The 17,922-nt window shown below is 56.2% G+C and carries 20 protein-coding genes; 5 read left to right on the top strand and 15 right to left on the bottom strand.

The window, feature by feature from the left end:
• Positions 1 to 3 precede the first annotated feature (3 nt).
• The 3 genes from INF73_RS10085 to INF73_RS10075 all read right to left on the bottom strand — a co-directional run bounded on the left by INF73_RS10085 (position 4) and on the right by INF73_RS10075 (position 2,068).
• A complete protein-coding gene (locus INF73_RS10085) occupies positions 4 to 999 on the bottom strand; it encodes an alpha/beta fold hydrolase (protein WP_193540216.1) in 996 nt (331 codons plus the stop codon).
• A 145-nt stretch (positions 1,000 to 1,144) separates the two neighbouring features.
• Positions 1,145 to 1,585 (bottom strand): GNAT family N-acetyltransferase, encoded by a 441-nt coding sequence (locus INF73_RS10080; RefSeq protein ID WP_028013156.1) that lies wholly within the window; start codon positions 1,583 to 1,585, stop codon positions 1,145 to 1,147.
• Between the two features lie 12 nt (positions 1,586 to 1,597).
• A complete protein-coding gene (locus tag INF73_RS10075) occupies positions 1,598 to 2,068 on the bottom strand; it encodes a GNAT family N-acetyltransferase (protein ID WP_193540215.1) in 471 nt (156 codons plus the stop codon).
• Positions 2,069 to 2,212: 144 nt separating this feature from the next.
• Between INF73_RS10075 and INF73_RS10070 the strand changes: the two genes are divergently transcribed.
• Entirely contained in the window at positions 2,213 to 2,761 is a 549-nt protein-coding gene (locus INF73_RS10070) for a GNAT family N-acetyltransferase (protein WP_028013154.1), read from the top strand.
• On the opposite strand, the gene INF73_RS10065 is transcribed toward INF73_RS10070, so the two are convergent.
• The 8 genes from INF73_RS10065 to sad form a co-directional block, all read right to left on the bottom strand.
• Entirely contained in the window at positions 2,749 to 3,663 is a 915-nt protein-coding gene (locus INF73_RS10065) for a bestrophin family protein (protein WP_193540214.1), read from the bottom strand. The genes INF73_RS10070 and INF73_RS10065 overlap by 13 nt on opposite strands.
• A gap of 200 nt (positions 3,664 to 3,863) precedes the next feature.
• Positions 3,864 to 5,315 (bottom strand): tagaturonate reductase, encoded by a 1,452-nt coding sequence (locus INF73_RS10060; protein WP_193540213.1) that lies wholly within the window; start codon positions 5,313 to 5,315, stop codon positions 3,864 to 3,866.
• A 116-nt stretch (positions 5,316 to 5,431) separates the two neighbouring features.
• Positions 5,432 to 5,959, bottom strand: a complete 528-nt coding sequence (locus INF73_RS10055) for a GNAT family N-acetyltransferase (RefSeq protein ID WP_059355145.1) — start codon at positions 5,957 to 5,959, stop codon at positions 5,432 to 5,434.
• Between the two features lie 83 nt (positions 5,960 to 6,042).
• Positions 6,043 to 7,008 carry a sensor domain-containing diguanylate cyclase gene (locus INF73_RS10050; protein WP_028013150.1) on the bottom strand — a complete coding sequence of 322 codons (966 nt, stop codon included), beginning with the start codon at positions 7,006 to 7,008 and terminating at the stop codon, positions 6,043 to 6,045.
• Between the two features lie 170 nt (positions 7,009 to 7,178).
• Complete coding sequence (locus INF73_RS10045) at positions 7,179 to 7,541, bottom strand: DUF4186 domain-containing protein (RefSeq protein ID WP_193540212.1); 363 nt, start codon at positions 7,539 to 7,541, stop codon at positions 7,179 to 7,181.
• A complete protein-coding gene (gene glsB / locus INF73_RS10040; RefSeq protein ID WP_028013148.1) occupies positions 7,541 to 8,467 on the bottom strand; it encodes a glutaminase B in 927 nt (308 codons plus the stop codon). The genes INF73_RS10045 and glsB overlap by 1 nt, the downstream gene beginning before the upstream one ends.
• Before the next feature lie 62 nt (positions 8,468 to 8,529).
• On the bottom strand, positions 8,530 to 10,119 hold the full coding sequence (locus INF73_RS10035) for a methyl-accepting chemotaxis protein (protein ID WP_193540211.1): 1,590 nt from the start codon (positions 10,117 to 10,119) through the stop codon (positions 8,530 to 8,532).
• A gap of 107 nt (positions 10,120 to 10,226) precedes the next feature.
• Complete coding sequence (gene sad / locus INF73_RS10030; protein WP_193540210.1) at positions 10,227 to 11,615, bottom strand: succinate-semialdehyde dehydrogenase; 1,389 nt, start codon at positions 11,613 to 11,615, stop codon at positions 10,227 to 10,229.
• Positions 11,616 to 11,713: 98 nt separating this feature from the next.
• Between sad and INF73_RS10025 the strand changes: the two genes are divergently transcribed.
• Positions 11,714 to 12,592 carry a LysR family transcriptional regulator gene (locus INF73_RS10025; protein WP_028013145.1) on the top strand — a complete coding sequence of 293 codons (879 nt, stop codon included), beginning with the start codon at positions 11,714 to 11,716 and terminating at the stop codon, positions 12,590 to 12,592.
• Here INF73_RS10025 and INF73_RS10020 read toward each other — a convergent pair.
• The 3 genes from INF73_RS10020 to INF73_RS10010 form a co-directional block, all read right to left on the bottom strand.
• Positions 12,546 to 13,028 (bottom strand): GNAT family N-acetyltransferase, encoded by a 483-nt coding sequence (locus INF73_RS10020; RefSeq protein WP_193540209.1) that lies wholly within the window; start codon positions 13,026 to 13,028, stop codon positions 12,546 to 12,548. The genes INF73_RS10025 and INF73_RS10020 overlap by 47 nt on opposite strands.
• A gap of 90 nt (positions 13,029 to 13,118) precedes the next feature.
• Positions 13,119 to 13,913 carry a PhzF family phenazine biosynthesis protein gene (locus tag INF73_RS10015; RefSeq protein WP_048999560.1) on the bottom strand — a complete coding sequence of 265 codons (795 nt, stop codon included), beginning with the start codon at positions 13,911 to 13,913 and terminating at the stop codon, positions 13,119 to 13,121.
• A 26-nt stretch (positions 13,914 to 13,939) separates the two neighbouring features.
• A complete protein-coding gene (locus INF73_RS10010) occupies positions 13,940 to 14,728 on the bottom strand; it encodes a PhzF family phenazine biosynthesis protein (RefSeq protein ID WP_028013142.1) in 789 nt (262 codons plus the stop codon).
• 177 nt (positions 14,729 to 14,905) lie between these two features.
• Between INF73_RS10010 and INF73_RS10005 the strand changes: the two genes are divergently transcribed.
• The gene (locus tag INF73_RS10005) at positions 14,906 to 16,102 is read left to right on the top strand and encodes a sugar transporter (RefSeq protein ID WP_041909997.1); all 1,197 of its coding nucleotides are present in this window, start codon (positions 14,906 to 14,908) and stop codon (positions 16,100 to 16,102) included.
• 46 nt (positions 16,103 to 16,148) lie between these two features.
• Here INF73_RS10005 and INF73_RS10000 read toward each other — a convergent pair whose 3' ends face one another.
• On the bottom strand, positions 16,149 to 16,814 hold the full coding sequence (locus INF73_RS10000; RefSeq protein ID WP_028013140.1) for a MarC family NAAT transporter: 666 nt from the start codon (positions 16,812 to 16,814) through the stop codon (positions 16,149 to 16,151).
• A gap of 256 nt (positions 16,815 to 17,070) precedes the next feature.
• Between INF73_RS10000 and marR the strand changes: the two genes are divergently transcribed.
• Positions 17,071 to 17,505, top strand: coding sequence for a multiple antibiotic resistance transcriptional regulator MarR (gene marR / locus INF73_RS09995; RefSeq protein WP_028013139.1), 435 nt, complete (start codon positions 17,071 to 17,073; stop codon positions 17,503 to 17,505).
• Positions 17,506 to 17,525: 20 nt separating this feature from the next.
• The gene (marA, locus tag INF73_RS09990) at positions 17,526 to 17,906 is read left to right on the top strand and encodes an MDR efflux pump AcrAB transcriptional activator MarA (RefSeq protein WP_008502237.1); all 381 of its coding nucleotides are present in this window, start codon (positions 17,526 to 17,528) and stop codon (positions 17,904 to 17,906) included.
• Positions 17,907 to 17,922 lie beyond the last annotated feature (16 nt).

The following is a 17,922-nucleotide window of genomic DNA, read 5'->3' as shown; positions in this document are numbered from 1 at the left end:
ATTTCAGAGTTTGTCAGCGTCAACAACTGCCTTGACGAAATCCTGCGGATCTTCCTGAGGCGGATTGTGCCCCACGGTTGCGCCGAAGGTACGGTGTTCATACTTACCGGTGAATTTACCCGCGTAGGCCTGCGGTGCCGGATGCGGCGCCCCGTTGTTTCCGCCTTCGATGGTGATCGTCGGAACGGCGATATTCGGCAGCGTGGCCAGTTTTTGCTCGTAGGCGTCGTATTTGCGCTCGCCTTTTTCCAGCCCTAAGCGCCAGCGATAGTTGCTGAGCGTTACCGCAACGTGATCCGGGTTATCAAGGGATTTGGCGCTGGCGTTAAAGACAGCGTCGCTAAATTTCCAGTCAGGTGAGGCCTGAGACCAGATCAAACGAGCGAAGTCATGCGTGTTTTTGGCATAGCCTTCAGCGCCGCGCTCGGTGGCGAAATAGAACTGATACCACCACTGCTGCTCCGCTTTTGGCGGCAACGGCTGTTTACCAATCTGCTGGCTGCTGATGAGATAACCGCTTACCGAAACGAGCGACTTAACGCGCTCTGGCCACAGCGCCGCAACGATATCGGCCGTACGGGCACCCCAGTCATAGCCTGCAAACACCGCCTGCTTGATATTCAGGGCGTCCATCAGGTTCACGATATCTTTCGCCATCGCGGAAGGCTGGCCGTTGCGCAGCGTTTTTGCCGACAGGAAGCGCGTAGTACCGTAGCCGCGCAGAGAAGGCACAATCACGCGGTAGCCTTTTGCCGCCAGCGCAGGCGCGACTTCAGCGTAGCTGTGAATATCGTAGGGCCAGCCGTGTAACAGAATGACCGGTTGGCCGTCTTTAGGACCAATGTCGACATACCCGACGTTAAGATCGCCGGCGTTAATTTGCTGTGGACGATCGAAAGCCGCCGCTAAGTTAGTGCCGGTGACTTCGGCCTGACATGACATGACGGTGCCAAGGGAAACGGTGAGAGCAAGCGTTGAATAAGCGAGTTTGCTGAACATGTTGGTATCTCCGGTTGAGTACAATTCACGGGGATATAACAACAGTTCAATGTATAGCGGATATGTGCGGAAACGCGTTTATTGCAAGCCTGTGTATGTATCTGGAACACGGATACAGTGTGATACAAACACAGGCATTTTTGCCTTAAAGGGAGAGACGATAGCGGACGTAATCGTCAGCGTCACCGTATCGATCGTAGAGTTTACGTGCCGGATTGTTCTCCCGGGTAACCCAGTAGAGCTTTGACCACCCTTCGCGCTTGCCTTCCGCTATCAAGGCATCAATCAACGCCTTACCCGCTCCCGCGCCGCGCTCGGCTGCATCAACAAACAGATCTTCCAGGTAGCAGATGGGCGCGGTTGACCAGGTTCCTTCGTGCAGAACACACATTGCGAAACCGATGACCTTTGCGTCTTTCTCTACCACCCGACAGAACATCGGTGAATGCGCTGAGAGCGCCCTTTCCCATGTCGATGCGGTAACGGACTCCTCGAGGTAGCAATCATAAAAATGGGTATAGCCATCCCACAGCGGTCGCCACTGGGGATAGTCATCTTCGCGTAGAGGTCTTACCGTGACAGCCATGCGTTCCTCACATTACAAGTCGATTGCCATTTCAAAACAGCGTAAATCAGCCCCCGCCATACGCGAGTGATGATAGTTTTCGCGCAGCGTCACAAACCCCAGCTTCTGATAAAAGGCGTGGGCGTTAGGCGTTGCATCCAGCCTCAGGCGGGGTATCCCCCGGCTGCGCGCCTCGTGTGTAAGCGCCTCGATAATTCGGGTCGCCATACCTTTTCCGGTGGCTGAAGGCAAGGTGAATATGGCCTCCAGGCAATGGGTATCGAGATCCAGATAGCCGGTAGCCGCAATGACGCCCTTCTCGTCTTCCACCACGTAAAAAGGGTAATCAATGACCATTTGACGGTAATGCTCGGGCATAAGATCCGGCGTCCAGCGTGCAATCACGTCAGCGTCGTAGCTGGTTTTGCAGCCGTGACGAATCGCCTGATTGCGTATATTCCAGAGTATTTCGGCTTCCTGTGCATGAGCAGTTCGTAACGTCATATCACCTCTTCAATATTTCGCCATGAAAGAGACGTTGCCCATTTTTGGTAGTGAATAACCACAGCACGCCTCACCAGAATGTGATAGAGGTGAAAATACCAGAACGCAAACAAAAACATAACGCTTAAATAAGGAGATCCGCAGATGACAATACCGACCCTCACGACAGAACGTCTCCTGCTGAAACCGCTGGTCGCCGAAGATGCGGTTCAGATTCAAAAGCTGTATCCGCGCTGGGAGATCGTCCGCTATTTGGTTTCTTCCGTGCCCTGGCCCTACCCGGATAATGGCGCGGAAAACTATGTGAATAACGTCGCGCTGCCGGATATGGCAAAAGGGATAGCCTGGATCTGGAGCATCCGCCGTCGTGAGGTGCCGGATGCGTTGATGGGGATTATCTGTCTGTACGATGTTGACGATAATAACCGCGGATTCTGGCTGGCGCCGGAGTTTCAGGGACAGGGATATATGCGTGAGGCCAGCATTGCAGCGACGGATTACTGGTTTAATACGCTCAACAAACCCGTTTTGCGGGCGCCGAAGGCCGCCGCGAACAGCCGCTCCCGTCGTATTTCAGACAGCAGCGGCATGCGGCTCATCAGAACAGAAAAGAAAGCCTACGTCAGCGGGATATTGGACTCCGAACTGTGGGAGATCACCCGCGACGAGTGGAACGCCCATCAGGTCAGCTGATAGTACTTATCCGGCAACAGCCTCTCCGGAATGTTCTCTTCATCGTTCATCTGCAGCAGATCGCGTTCCATCATGTTGCAGATGGCGTCCAGCGGAAGGTCGTTATCTTCTGTGCCAAACGGGTCTTCCAGCTCTTCCGCCAGGGTGTCCAGCGAGATAAAGGTGTATGAGATCAGCGCCGAGACAAACGGCGTCATGTAGTGCAGATCCACAACCAGCGCGAACGGCAGCATGATGCAGAACAGATACACCGTGCGGTGCAAAATCAGCGTATAGGCAAACGGCACTGGCGTTGTCGCAATCCGTTCACAGCCGGAAAGGACGATGGACATATCGTTGAGGCGGTTGTTCAGGCTGTGGAACAGGATGTCCGAAAGCTGCCCGTTACGCCGCCGCACGGCCAGCCACTCCCCCATGACCAGCAAAATACGGTTCGCCGGCGAGTTGGCGCCCATTACCTGAGCTAAAACGTCCGGGGCAAGATAGCGAGAGAGCTGGTCAGCGTTCATTTCTCGGCGCAGGGTCATGCGCAGGCAGTTGGCAAAGGCGATCTGCAGGCGGACAAATTCCCCCAGGTGCTTATCGTCCGGCAAGGTGTTTTTTACCTCGCGAAACAGCGAGCGTGCCGCTATCATCAGTTGCCCCCACAGCTGGCGAGCCTCAACGTAGCGTGAATAGCAGGCGTTGTTTCTGAAACCAAGAAAGATTGCGATCGCCACGCCGAGAATGCTAAATGGCGCCACCGTAAATTTGATGCCCAGCGAGGTATACCACGGCAGCATCAGGATAACGGCGATAGAAAGCAGGAAGTTGAGCAGCAGTCGGGTATAGATTTTGGGGAGTACCGAACCGTGCCAGACAAAAATCAGTTGTAGCCAGTGCTGTTTAGGACGAACAATCATAGTGAGTTTCAGGCAAGAAAAGAGCGTGGCTATTAAACGTGATCCCCATCACGGTTGCAAGCATGTTAACGGAACATTGCATTCTCTCACCTGAAGAACGAAAACCGCACGGTGCTGCATTTGATTTTAAAAACAGGGTAAATAGTATGTTGTAACTAAAATAATGCCTGTTTAAACCCGGCCGAGGCCGGGTCACGTAATTAGCAAAGCGGCTTCACCGCTGCGCGCATGCCCTTCAGCAGAATGGCATCAAGATCCCGCGTCACCTGATCAACCAGACCGTCCACCTTCGTCAGGTCCTGCTCCCAGTGCGCTTCTACGCTCAGCACGGCGTGCACCAGTTCGCGGGTAGCGAGCTGATTATCGCGATGCTGCGCCCATAGCTGTTGATAACGTTCCAGCCAGAACGCATCATCCTGCACCGGATAGTTCTCTCCGTTACGCTCCGCGCGATAAAATGCGATCAGTGCCGCTAACGCAAACGTCAGACGCGCTGGCAGTTGACCTGAGGACTTCTGCCCTGCCAGCAGCTGCGGAAGAATACGCGTGCGATACTTGGTCATGCCGTTGAGCGCGATGGAAAGCAACTGGTGTCTGATGTAGGGATTTCGAAAACGCCCTGTTACCGCGCTGGCGAACGACTCCAGTTCGTCGCGGGGCAAATCGAGAACCGGAATAATTTCCTCATAAATTGCTTTTTCGACGAAAGCGCACACGTCTTCATCATTCATCGCCTCGCCAACCGTATCCAGCCCGGCCTGATAGGCCACCGGTACCAGCGCCGTGTGCGCACCGTTGAGAATGGCGACTTTACGCTCTTTATAGGGCTTGATGTCGTCGACAATCAGCACGTTTAACGGGTACTTATCCAGGCGCAGTTCACCAGCCAGCGAGGCTGGCCCCTGAATGACAAACAGATAAAAGTGTTCAGCCGTGTCCAGGAACCCATCGTGATAACCCAGCTCGGCCTCAAGCGTGTCCACTTCATCGCGCGGGTAACCGGTTACGATACGGTCAACCAGCGTTGAGCAGAAGTGGTTTGCCTCGTTCAGCCACTGGATAAATGCGGCAGGCAGCGCCCACTCCTGGGCATAGCGCAACACAAGTTCACGCAATGCGTCACCGTTGTAGTCAATCAGTTCACACGGAATGATTACCCACCCCTTGTCAGGCGCGCCGTTAAAGTGGCTAAAGCGCTCAAACAGCAGGCGCGTTAGCTTCGCCGGGTAGCTGACGGCAGGCGCATCGTCGAACTTATCCCCCGCGTGATAGCTGATTCCGGCTTCGGTGGTGTTCGAGAAAACAAAGCGCATATCCGGACTGTGTGCCAGTTTCAGAAAGGCGTCGTAATCGTCGTAGACGCTGATTTCACGGTTAACAGAGTGGATAAGTCGGGCTTCGCTCACCTCTTCGCCCTGCTCATTCAGGCCACGAATGATGGTGGTGTACAACCCATCCTGCGTGTTCAGCGACGGCGGGAAGTCGCTCTGAATAGGACGAACGATAACCACACCGGCGTTGAGATCGGTATGTTCATTCAAAAGGTCAATTTGCCAGTCGACAAACGCACGCAGGAAATTGCCTTCGCCAAACTGAATAATGCGTTCGGGATACTGCGCACCGGGAAAATCACGACGGTTGAGCGTGTTCACAAGAGGGTTCCTTTTATGATTAGTCATACAGCCTGATAAGATTGGTACGATAACTTATCAAAACTTTACGACCAGAAACCCTGTTTCGATCAATCCCCGGCGTGGTTGTGAAAAAATTATAAGAATTTATAGAACACCGACGTGGCCGTCATAGCGCCGTCCGGCATCAGGGCATAGCGCGGGATCTCACCGACCTTTTGCCAGCCGGCACGCTGGTAGAAGGTTTCGGCGCCGCTGCCGGTGGAGGTATCGAGCACCAGAACCGAAATGTTTCTGGCCCGGGCCTCAGCTTCCAGCGCTTCCATCAGCGCCATTGCGGCCCCTTTTCGACGCGCTTTTTCATGAACCAGCAGCTTTGCCACGTCCGCACGGTGCGGCTGGTTTTCCGGCTGGTCGGTAATCAGTTGCACCGTGCCAATGACGCCCTCCTGCGGATCAATACTGGCCAGCACCACGCGCTCGTTGCGCCCTACGCTGTCAGCTATGCCGAGCCAGAATGAACGGGCCTTCTCCAGGTTAAAGGGCAGCATAAAGCTGACGGATGCGCCGCCGTTTACGCAGTTTTCGAGGATCCCGGCCAGCGCATCAAGATAGGTGAGAATGTCGTCGCGGGTGAGGTTTTTGATTTGCAGTGAGGTATTCATTTTTTTGTCCTTAGGATGAATACCCTCACTTTGCATTTAACATTTCATTAACGCAAACGGAACGGTCATACGCTTTTGTTATGTCATCTGGCCCGCTGCCGCTGCTGCTTCATGGCATACATTTTTTCATCGGCATCTTTGAGCCACTGCTGCAGGTCGTTGCCGTTATGATCGAATTCGCTCAGCCCCCAGGAGAACAGAAGCGACCACGGATGTAGCTTGCGTGCATTGTAGTTTTCGACCTGCTCGGCGAGATACTGCATGGCAATCCACGCGCCCTTCTCATCCGTATCAGCAAACAGCACGGCAAACTCATCGCCACCAAAACGAACCAGCATATCCGCTTCGCGGAAAGAGGCGCGCATCAGCTGCGCCATGGTCTTTAACGCCTTATCCCCCTCTTCGTGCCCGTAGCGATCGTTAATCTCCTTGAAACGATCCAGATCCAGCCAGCCGAGCGTTAACGGCTCCGCCCGGCGACGGGCGATGGAGAGCGTGAACCGCACGAGCTGGTTAAAGCCCCGTCGGTTGAATAATCCGGTCAATTCATCCGTGGTCGCCGCGCTGATTGCCGCAAACTCATCTTCAGCCAGCGCGCCCAAATCCCCCAGCACGGCGAGATCGGTCGCTGAGAACTCCCGCGGTGCGTAGTCAATCAGGCAAAGCGAGCCAACGCTTGCGCCGTTGCGTAAACGCAGCGGAAAGCCTGCGTAAAACCGCACGCGAGGTTCGCCGGCCACCAGCGGGTTGTCCGCAAAACGATCGTCCTGAAGCATATCCCCGACGATCAGCGGTGCTTCGGTGAGGATGGTATGGCCACAAAAAGAGATGTTGCGCGGAACGGAATCGGGTGCCTGCCCATCCGCCGACTTAACGATCAGCGTATGCTCATCAATAAGGTTGACCATGGCCAGCGGTACCTGGAAAAAGCGTTTTGCCAGACGCGTTAAGCGGTCAAACGCCGGGGAACTGTCAATCTCAAGCAGACCCGATTCGCGCAGCGCGTTAAGTCTGTCAATTTCATTTTCAGGTGTTGCAGGTGCTTTCATAATGTCTCCTGACGTAAAGCGTTACTCAAAGCGTAGCTTAAACCGAGACATTGTCAGCGTTCGACGTCCTGTTAAGCCGCTATCCATTTCACGTCAATGCGTTATGACGATTTGCTCGTCCGCCAGCCGGGTACGAAGCTGCAGGCGGTAAGCGCAGAACGCATTAAATATCATTTTTGGGCGTTCATCTGTATCACCAGCCAGCGGTGGATCACGCTGACGATATAATGTTGCTGCTGCGCGCTCAACTGCACGCCCTGGGGAATGTTATGCCATTTTGCCAGACAGCTCCGACAGCAGGTCGCGGTGGCATGCTGGGCGATAAACACCGGGTGGCCACGCATGGGCGTCTGCTTGCCGTCGTTTGCGGGTTGCGCGGGTGCAAGGCGTTTAGCGACAAAATCGGCGGCATGCTGGTCAATGGTATCGGGGCCTTTGTCCCAGCAGTACTGTCGTTCCTTATTGCCCAAGCGGAAGCGCGAGCGATACGTCGATCGCGCCAGGCGGGAAAAGAGGGGATCCAGGTCTGACATCAGTATACAGAACGTCCCAGGCGCTGGGTCAGCTTCTCCAGAACCGCCACGCCGGCAAGTGAATTTCCCGTTTCATCCAGCTCCGGGCTCCAGACGGCAATCGCCATTTCATGCGGCACAATTGCCACCACCCCGCCGCCTACGCCCGATTTGGCCGGAAGGCCAACCCGCCAGGCAAACTCCCCGGCGTTCTGATACATGCCGCTGGTAGCCATCAGGGCGTTAACCTGACGCGCCTGAAGCGGGGAAACCACCTCCTGATCGAGATGCGGCGCGTGCCCCTGGTGCGCAAGGAACAGAAACGTCTGAGCCAGCTCAACGCAGTTCATCTTCAGGGCGCAGTAATGGAAGTAGTTTTGCAGCACGGTCGCCACGTCGTTGTGGAAGTTACCGAAGGATTTCATCAGCCAGGCGATAGCCGCGTTGCGGGCGGAGTGTTCAAACTCCGAGCGCGCCACCACCGAATCATAGGCAATATCGTCCACGCCAGAAAGCTGGCGAACAATCTCAAGCATTCGCTGACGCGGTGCGCTGAGGCGGCTTTGCAGCATATCGCAGACCACCAGCGCCCCGGCGTTGATAAAGGGGTTACGCGGTTTACCCTGCTCGATTTCGAGCTGAAGCAGTGAGTTAAAGGGCTGACCGGACGGATCTTTTCCCACGCGCTGCCAGATCTCTTCTTCCTCATACTGGCGCATCGCCGCGACCAGACTCAGCACTTTAGAAATAGACTGAATAGAAAAGCGTTCAGTGGCATCGCCTGCCTGGTATCGCTGTCCGTCTATGGTACAGATAGCGATGCCCAGCTTATTCCCGCTCACCGAGGCAAGGGCCGGAATGTAGTCGGCCACCTTCCCCTTTCCCAATAACGGACGAACCTGCGCCAGAATCTCGTCCAGCATCTCATTATGGATGACCGCAGCCACTCTTTGCTCCTTGCCCTCAGGCTAAAACGGGCTGCGAGTATAACAGAGGCTAATGTATTGCGTCAGGCGCTAAGACGAAAACGCGAAACGGCCTGCAATAAAAGATCGGACTGCTTTTGCAGGCGTTCAGAGGCCTCCGAGGCGTCAGAAACCAGCAGATCCGTCTGGCGCGAGACCTGATTCAGCGCCTGTAGCTGGCGCGTCATCTGGTGAATACTTTCTCCCTGACTGAGCGTGGCGGTCGAGATTTCATTCAGCAAACTGCTTAGATTGCCCACCAGACCGGTGACCTGCTGCAGGTTCTCTTCCATCAGATTCACGGCGCGGGAGCCGTCCTCAATGCCCTGCACGGAGCGGTTGATCAAATCCTGAATGGTCTGCGTCGAGTGGCTGCTCTTTCGCGCCAGGAGCCCGACTTCCCGGGCGACGACGGCAAACCCGCGCCCCTGGTTTCCGGCATGGGCGGCCTCAATGGCGGCGTTGAGCGCCAGAATGTTAGTCTGAAACGCCACGCTGTCGATCATCGCCACGATCCCGCGCATCTCGGACGATCGCTCAACGATCGCCTGCATGGAGGCATTCACGGTCGACATCATCTGGTCGCCTCCTACGGCAGCCTGACGCGCTTCATCCGCGCGCGAGCTGGCGAGGCGGGCATAGCCGGTATTCCCTTCCACGTGGGTTTCCAGCGCCGCGATATGCGCTGTAACCTCCTCCAGCTCCTTTGCCTGACGCGCCGACTGCTGGTACAGCTTCTGGTTTCCCTCCGCGAGGGAGCCAATGTTCTCCACCATCGTGGCTGTGGCGTGGCTGACCTGCGTCACCAACTGCTGCAGGCCGCGCTGCATGGTGGCAATGCTGTCGCTGAGCTGCCCCGTCTCCCGGTTAAAGCGCATCACGTTTGGCGGCGTGCCGGAGAGATCTCCAGCGGCCAGCCGGTTAATATGCGCAATAAGCCGACGCAGCGGCGTAATCACCCACCTGGACATACCGAACCAGACGGCTGCGGCGATGGCGAGCAGCAGAACCGGTGCCAGCAGGAACAACGTTTGCAGACCGGAGAGCTGCGCCATTAAAGCCTGACGCCCCTGCATGGCCTGCTTCTCGCTGGTCTGCTGATAGCGCGCGTAGTTGGCGTTAAAGTCGGTCTGAAACGCCTGTGCCGGCACGGCAAAAAAGGCATCAATCGAGTTGGTTCTGACAAGCGCTTCCGATTGCTCCTTAATGGCATCGTAGAAAAGCTGGTAACTGTTAATCAGCGCCTCATCTTTTGGCGGGCTGAGCGCCAGCCAGGCCTTCCATGCCTGCTGAGAAACCGCCAGCGACTTTTGTGCGTCGTCCATCAGGCTGTGCCAGCTTCCTTCCGAGCCGGTTTCTTTATCCTGCATAAACCAGACGCCGGAGCGGTTGAGCAGATCGCTCGCCGCCAGCAGGGAGACGCGTGCCAGATCCAGCTTGCTCTGCTGCTGATACGCCAGCAGGTTTTGCCGTTCATTGCGCTGAGCTTCCTTCAGGGAGGCGTTCAGCAGAAAGGATGAGGAGAGCTGCAGCGCGGAGAAAAGGCCAATAATACAAAAGATACCCGTCAGCAGGCCAAACTGGCGAGGGATAAGACGCTGCGCAATACGGCGAAAAATTTGCGTTAGGTTCATAATTTTCTTCAGTAACAAGACGTTAGACGCGTGCGAGTCTACGAAACGAAAATGACAGAACCATTGCAGATAAATGACAACGGCCCTCGTGATGAGGGCCGAATAAATTACACGCGATCCTTCCACACCGTCTGCACATTACAGAACTCGTGCAAACCAAAATGGGAAAGCTCGCGGCCAAAGCCACTTTTCTTCACGCCACCAAAGGCCACACGCGCGTCGCTGGCGCTGTATCCGTTGATAAACACCCCACCGCACTCCAGCTCGCGAGAGAATTTATCCGCAAGCGCTGCGTCGGCGGTGAAGACCGTGGCAGACAGGCCAAAGTCGCTGTCATTGGCAAGCGTCAGGGCGTGCGCCGCGTCTTTCGCAACGGTAATGGCCGCGACCGGACCAAACAGCTCCTGGCGGAAGGCCGTCATCGACGGGGTGACGTTCGCCAGCACGGTTGGCGCGTAATAATTCCCCTCACCGCTGATTTTTTCTCCCCCCAGCAGCAGCGTTGCCCCTTCTGCCAGGCTCGCCTGCACCTGCTGATGCAGTTCATCGCGCAGATCATAGCGCGCCATCGGGCCAAGGTAGTTCTCTTCTTCATCCGGCGCGCCCATCTTTAACGCGGCGACGGCGTCAACGAAGCGTCGGGTAAAGGTGTCTGCAATACCCTCTTCCACAATGAACCGTTTGGCCGCCGCGCACACCTGCCCGGTATTCTGGTAGCGCCCTGCTACCGCCGCCTTCACGGCAAGATCCAGGTCGGCATCGTTGAGAACGATGAACGGGTCAGAACCCCCAAGTTCAAGAACGCATTTTTTCAGCGCCGCCCCCGCCTGCGCGCCAATGGCTGCCCCGGCGCGCACGCTGCCGGTGACGGTTACCGCCGCAATGCGACGATCGTTAATCGCCTGGCTTACGCCGTCATTGGTGGCGTTCACCCAGCCGAATACCCCTTCAGGGAAGCCGGCGTCCGCAAAAATCTGCGCGATAAGTTCCGCCGAGCCGAGCACGTTGGGCGCGTGTTTGAGCAGATAGCTGTTACCTGCCAGCAGGATCGGCACCGCGCCGCGCAGCACCTGCCAAAGCGGGAAGTTCCACGGCATCACCGCCAGAATTGGCCCCAGCGGACGATACTCGATGACCGCGTTGTTATTCTCGACCTGCGTGGGTTCAGCATTCAGCATCGCCGGGCCATGTTCGGCATACCAGTCGCAAAGGCCCGCTGATTTCGCCACTTCCGCCCGCGCCTGCTGAATGGGTTTTCCCATCTCGCGGGACATCATCCGGGCCATCTCTTCCGCGCGACCGCGCAGCGCGGTGCCGAGATCGCGCAGCTTCTGCGCCCGGTGGGCTACGCTTTCGCACCGCCAGTGACGAAAGCCCGCATCAGCCAGCGCGATGGCACGTTCAACCTCTTCCTGCGTCGCCCACGGATACGAGGCGAGCGTTTCGCCCGTTGCAGGGTTAACGGACAGAGCATGTGTAGCAGATGAATATTTCATGATGTTCTCCACGCATTTCGGTTGATTAAGTGTGGCTCACTCTGCTATTTCTTAAAAATGAATAATACTGACCACCTTATTCACGAAACGAGAATACTATGGACTTAACCCAGCTTGAAATGTTCAACGCCGTCGCGCTGACGGGCAGCATCACCCAGGCGGCGCAGAAGGTGCATCGCGTTCCTTCGAATCTGACGACCCGCATCCGCCAGCTGGAGGCCGATCTTGGCGTGGAGCTGTTTATCCGTGAGAACCAGCGTTTGCGCTTATCTCCCGCCGGACATAACTTCCTGCGCTACAGCAGGCAGATCCTGGCGCTGGTGGATGAAGCGCGCATGGTCGTAGCGGGCGATGAGCCGCAGGGGCTATTTGCCCTCGGCGCGCTGGAGAGCACCGCCGCCGTGCGCATCCCTGAGACGCTGGCGCAGTTTAACCAGCGCTATCCGCGCATCCAGTTTGCCCTTTCTACCGGACCGTCCGGGACGATGATTGATGGCGTACTGGAGGGAACCCTGAGCGCCGCCTTTGTCGACGGGCCGCTGTCGCACCCGGAGCTGGAGGGGATGCCGGTCTACCGGGAAGAGATGATGCTGGTCACCCCTGCCGGGCAGACAGAGGTAACGCGCGCTGCGCAGGTGAGCGGCAGCGATGTTTATGCCTTTCGCGCAAACTGCTCGTATCGCCGACACCTGGAGAGCTGGTTTCATGCAGACAGAGCCGCGCCGGGACGCATTCATGAGATGGAGTCCTATCACGGCATGCTCGCCTGCGTCATCGCGGGTGCGGGCATCGCGCTGATGCCGCGCTCAATGCTGGAAAGTATGCCGGGCCATCATCAGGTTGAAGCCTGGCCGCTGGCGGAAAACTGGCGCTGGCTCACTACCTGGTTGGTGTGGCGACGCGGAGCGATGACCCGCCAGCTGGAAGCGTTTATAGCGCTGCTAAACGAACGTCTTCAACCAGCGCCTTCTCCATAAACAGGCTGAGCGGATCGTCCACATACGGGGCAAACGCCGGACGCCGATCGTAGCCGCTTCGTTCATAAAGACGAATCGCGGCATGCTGTTTGATGCCCGTTTCCAGCCGTACGGTATGGCAGTGACGGCTCAGGGCCTCATCTTCCAGCGCGGCCAGCAGCTTCTCAGCCAGATGTTGCCCGCGATGGGCCGGCTCGATATAAACCCGCTTCATCTCCCCCGTTCCGTCGCCGTTAAGCACGATAGCTCCACAGCCAACGGCCTGAAGCTGCGGGTCGCGGACGATCATCAGGATAAGGGATGTCGCGGGCAGTTCTGAAAGATCGAGCAGATGGTTGCTTTCGGCGGGATAGAGTTCGCTCTGATAACGGTCGAGGGCCGCAATCAGCCTAAGAATGTCCGGGTGACGTGCAGATTCAGAGGTAATGGAATACATGGCAGGCTCCTTGCTTTATTTGTGATACTCAATGTCAACATAGCGCAGGCCTGCCAGGCTGCTTCATAGTATTAACTTATCGCGCAGCCGCTAGCGTAAAAAGATCCGCCCTTTCAGGTACAGGGTGGCCTGGCCGGCAATGAGTACGCGGTCGCCCTTCAGCTCGCAGCGAAGATCCCCGCCGCGGTACGACACCTGGCGGGCGTTGAGCGACGTCTTACCCAGCCTTTCACTCCAGTAAGGGATCAGCATGCTGTGCGTGGACCCGGTAACCGGATCTTCCGGCACCCCTTCGCCCGGGCAGAAAAAGCGGCTGACGAAGTCATATTCCCCTTCGCCCGGCGCGGTTACGCAGACCATTTTGCCCAGCGGAACCATCGCGCCAATATCCGGCATTAATGCCTCCACCTGCTGCTGGCTCTCCAGCACCACGAGGTAGTCTCGCCCGACGCGCACCTCTTTTGCCGCCGGGATGCCCAGCGCGCTAAACAGTGCAGGCGGTGGGTTATCGACGACCTCCGTGGACCATGCGGGGAAATTCAGCGTCAGCCAGTCGCCGCTGCGTTTGACCGTCAGCTCCCCTACGAAGCGCGTGGTAAAGTGGATTTCCGTATGCGGATAGTCCAGATACTCAAAAATGACGTGTGATGCCGCGAGGGTCGCATGGCCGCAGAGGTTAATTTCATGCAGCGTGGTGAACCAGCGCAGTTCAAATCCGCCGTCGGTTCGCACAAAAAACGCGGTCTCCGACTGGTTATGCTGCTGTGCCATTTTGAGAAGCGTCTCGTCCGGCAGCCACTCTTCCAGAGGACATACCGCTGCCGCGTTGCCGCCAAAGGTTTTGTCGCTGAAGGCATCCACCAGATAAAAATCAATTTCCCGCATTGTCTCTTCCTCTTTTGTTATCAGTTTTAGCGCAGATACACAGTGCCTTTCAGGTAGCACGACGCCTGACCGCTCATCAATACGCGCTCCCCTTTCAGCTCGCAGCGCACATCCCCGCCGCGCGCCGAAACCTGACGGGCAAACATTGCAGTTTTCCCCAGCTTTTCGCTCCAGTAGGGGATCAGCATCGTGTGCGCGGATCCGGTCACCGGATCTTCCGGAACGGCAACGCCCGGTGAGAAGAAGCGGCTGACAAAGTCATATTCCCCTTCACCCGGTGCCGTCACGCTCACTTTATGCTCGCCCGGCGTCATCGCCGAAAAGCGCGGCGCAAGTGCTTCAACCTGCCGGGGATTTTCCAGCACAATCACCCAGGCGCGGCCTTTACGGGCTTCAACGTAATGGCGGATACCGAGCGCCGCGAGCATCTCCGGCGGCGGCGTCTCTTCTCGGGTCGGACACGCCGGGAAGTCCAGCGTCATCCACTCTCCCTCCCGGCTGACCGTCAGTCGGCCAGAGGCGGTATCAAAGTGGATCCGCGAGTCGGGGTAATCGAGTTCATTAAACAGAACGTACGCGGCGGCCAGGGTGGCGTGACCGCAGAGATTGACTTCAGTGAGCGTGGTAAACCAGCGTAGCTCAATGCCGCCCTTAGTGCAGACGAAAAATGCGGTTTCCGACTGATTATGCTGCTGCGCCATTTTCAGTAACGTTTCATCCGGCAGCCATTTGTTCAGCGGGCAAACCGCTGCCGGATTGCCGCCGAACGAGATATTGCTGAATGCATCTACCAGATAAAAATCAATCTCCTGCATTGTCTTACCGCCTGTTTTTGCTGTGTCGTACTTTTATATTCAATGAAAACAACGCCCCCGGCTACCGCTTTCATAAGGTAAATATTGAGATCTGCGTCACATAATGGTTGAGTTTTCGCCGTATGGCGTTTTAAGATCGCCTTCTCATCTTTCCAGCAACGAATCTCCGACATCCCTATGACAACGAACACAGTTTCCCGCAGGGTCGCGTGGCTACGCGTGGTCACGCTGGCCATTGCCGCATTTATTTTTAACACCACAGAATTTGTTCCGGTTGGGCTGTTGTCTGACATAGCAGAAAGCTTCCAGATGGAAACGGCGCAGGTGGGGATTATGTTAACTATCTACGCCTGGGTGGTGGCGCTGATGTCTTTGCCGTTTATGTTGCTGACCAGCCAGATGGAGCGGCGCAGGCTGTTGATCGGCCTGTTTGCCCTGTTCATTGCCAGCCATGTCCTGTCGTTTATGGCGTGGAATTTTACGGTGCTGGTCATTAGCCGCATCGGCATTGCCTTTGCCCACGCGGTGTTCTGGTCGATCACCGCGTCGCTGGCTATTCGACTCGCGCCGGCGGGTAAACGCGCCCAGGCCTTGAGCCTGATTGCCACCGGTACCGCGCTGGCGATGGTGCTGGGGCTGCCCATTGGCCGCATCGTGGGACAGTACTTCGGCTGGCGTACCACCTTCTTTGCCATCGGCATGGGCGCGCTGGTGACGCTGGTGTGTCTGATTAAGCTGCTGCCCGCGCTGCCAAGCGAACACTCCGGCTCGCTGAAAAGCCTGCCGCTGCTGATGCGTCGCCCGGCGCTGCTGAGTATCTACCTGCTTACCGTTATCGTGGTCACCGCGCATTACACGGCGTACAGCTACATTGAACCGTTTGTGCAGGTGGTCGCGGGCTTTAGCGCAAACTTTGCCACCCTCTTACTGCTCATTCTCGGCGGCGCGGGCATTATTGGCAGCGTGCTGTTTGGTAAACTGGGTAACCAGCATGCCTCCTTGCTGGTGAGCAGCGCCATCGGCCTGCTGCTGGCGTGCCTGGTGCTGCTGCTCCCTGCGTCAGGCAGCGAAAGCCAGCTGGCGATCCTGAGCCTGTTCTGGGGCGTGGCGATCATGATTATTGGTCTCGGCATGCAGGTGAAAGTCCTGGCCCTGGCGCCGGATGCCACGGACGTGGCGATGTCGCTGTTCTCGGGGATATTCAATCTGGGGATTGGCGCGGGGGCGCTGGTGGGCAATCAGATTAGCCTGCACGTATCGATGTCGGCGATTGGCTATCTGGGGGCGATTCCGGCGCTCGTCGCGCTCGTCTGGTCGGTACTCATCTTCCGCAAGTGGCCGGTGGCGCTGGAGGAACAGGGGCAACACGGGTGAGGTGCGCTTGTGCCGGGCAAGGCGTAGCCGCCACCCGGCAATGACATCAGTGGTAGGTCTTAATAATCTCCAGCACGCCGTTAATAATAAACTGCACGCCCATACAGACCAGTAAGAAGCCCATCAGACGGGAAATCGCCTCGATACCGCCCTTGCCCACCCAGCGCATGATCGCACCGGAACTGCGCAGAGACGCCCACACGATAATCCCAATAAGCGCAAAAATTAGCGGCGGCGCAACGGTCAGTACCCAGTCCGGGAAGGTAGAGCTGTCGCGCACCGTCGATGCAGAACTGATGATCATCGCGATGGTACCCGGCCCGGCCGTACTCGGCATGGCCAGCGGTACGAAAGCAATATTCGCGCTCGGTTCGGACTCCAGCTCTTCAGATTTGCTGGTTGCCTCCGGAGACTCGTGCGCTTTTTGCGCCGGGAACAGCATGCGGAAGCCGATAAAGGCCACAATCAGTCCGCCCGCTATACGCAGCCCGGGAATTGAAATCCCGAAGGTGTTCATCACCAGCTGTCCGGCGTAGTAGGCCACCATCATAATGGCAAACACATACACCGAAGCCATCATCGACTGATGGTTGCGCTCGGCGCTGTTCATATTCCCTGCCAGCCCCAGGAACAGCGCCACCGTCGTTAACGGGTTAGCTAACGGCAGCAGTACCACCAGCCCGAGACCAATTGCTTTAATCAAATCCAACATAGTGCGTCGTTGTCCTTATCCACATTTAACATCGCAATTATAGGGTGAAAGTGTGACGTTCAGCCATCGGCGCAACGTAACGATAGTTTTCCTTTGGGAACGATACCCGTTTGTTATCTTCCTGATTTGAAAGGTTGCAAAAATCGTTCATGAAACGTTTTAGCAATTCGTGGCATCGGCTGATTCATTCAGTTGACTTATACTTGCCTGAGCAATAATATCTGCCGTGATTAAACTACTTGCCAGGGCAACCATTGTGAAAAGCACCAGTGATATCTTTAACGACGTTGTTCCGCTGGGTCGTCTTATTCATATGGTTAACCAGAAAAAAGATCGCCTGCTCAATGACTACCTGTCACCGCTGGATATCACCGCAACACAGTTCAAAGTGCTGTGTTCCATTCGCTGCGAAGTGTGTATCACGCCGGTTGAGCTGAAAAAGGTGCTCTCTGTCGATCTGGGTGCGTTAACCCGCATGCTCGATCGTCTCGTCTGCAAAGGATGGGTAGAACGAAGCCCTAACCCGAATGACAAACGCGGCGTACTGGTCAGGCTCACCAGCGATGGTGCGGCTATGTGCGAGCAATGTCATCAATTAGTAGGACAAACACTGCATCAGGAACTAACAAAAAACTTAACGGCAGATGAAGTGGCTACCCTTGAGCTTTTGCTGAAGAAAATACTGCCGTAAACAGAAAAAGAGGTATGACGATGTCCAGACGCAATACTGACGCTATCACTATTCATAGCATTTTGGACTGGATCGAAGATAACCTGGAATCGCCGCTCTCCCTTGAAAAAGTGTCTGAGCGTTCAGGTTACTCCAAATGGCACCTGCAACGGATGTTCAAAAAAGAGACCGGTCATTCATTAGGTCAATATATTCGCAGCCGCAAGCTGACGGAAATTGCCCAGAAACTGAAAGAAAGCAATGAACCGATCCTTTATCTGGCGGAGCGTTACGGATTTGAATCACAGCAAACCCTCACGCGTACGTTCAAGAACTATTTTGACGTGCCGCCTCATAAGTACCGAATCACCAGCGTGCCGGGTGAATCCCGTTACCTGTATCCGTTAAAACACTGTAGTTAATCATCGCCTGTAAAAG

Origin of the sequence: Enterobacter cloacae complex sp. P6RS, from assembly GCF_014982245.1 — a bacterium.
GTDB classification, from domain to species: domain Bacteria; phylum Pseudomonadota; class Gammaproteobacteria; order Enterobacterales; family Enterobacteriaceae; genus Enterobacter; species Enterobacter bugandensis.
The sequence above is the reverse complement of the archived record's forward strand: the minus strand, read 5'-3'. Positions and strand labels throughout refer to the sequence as shown.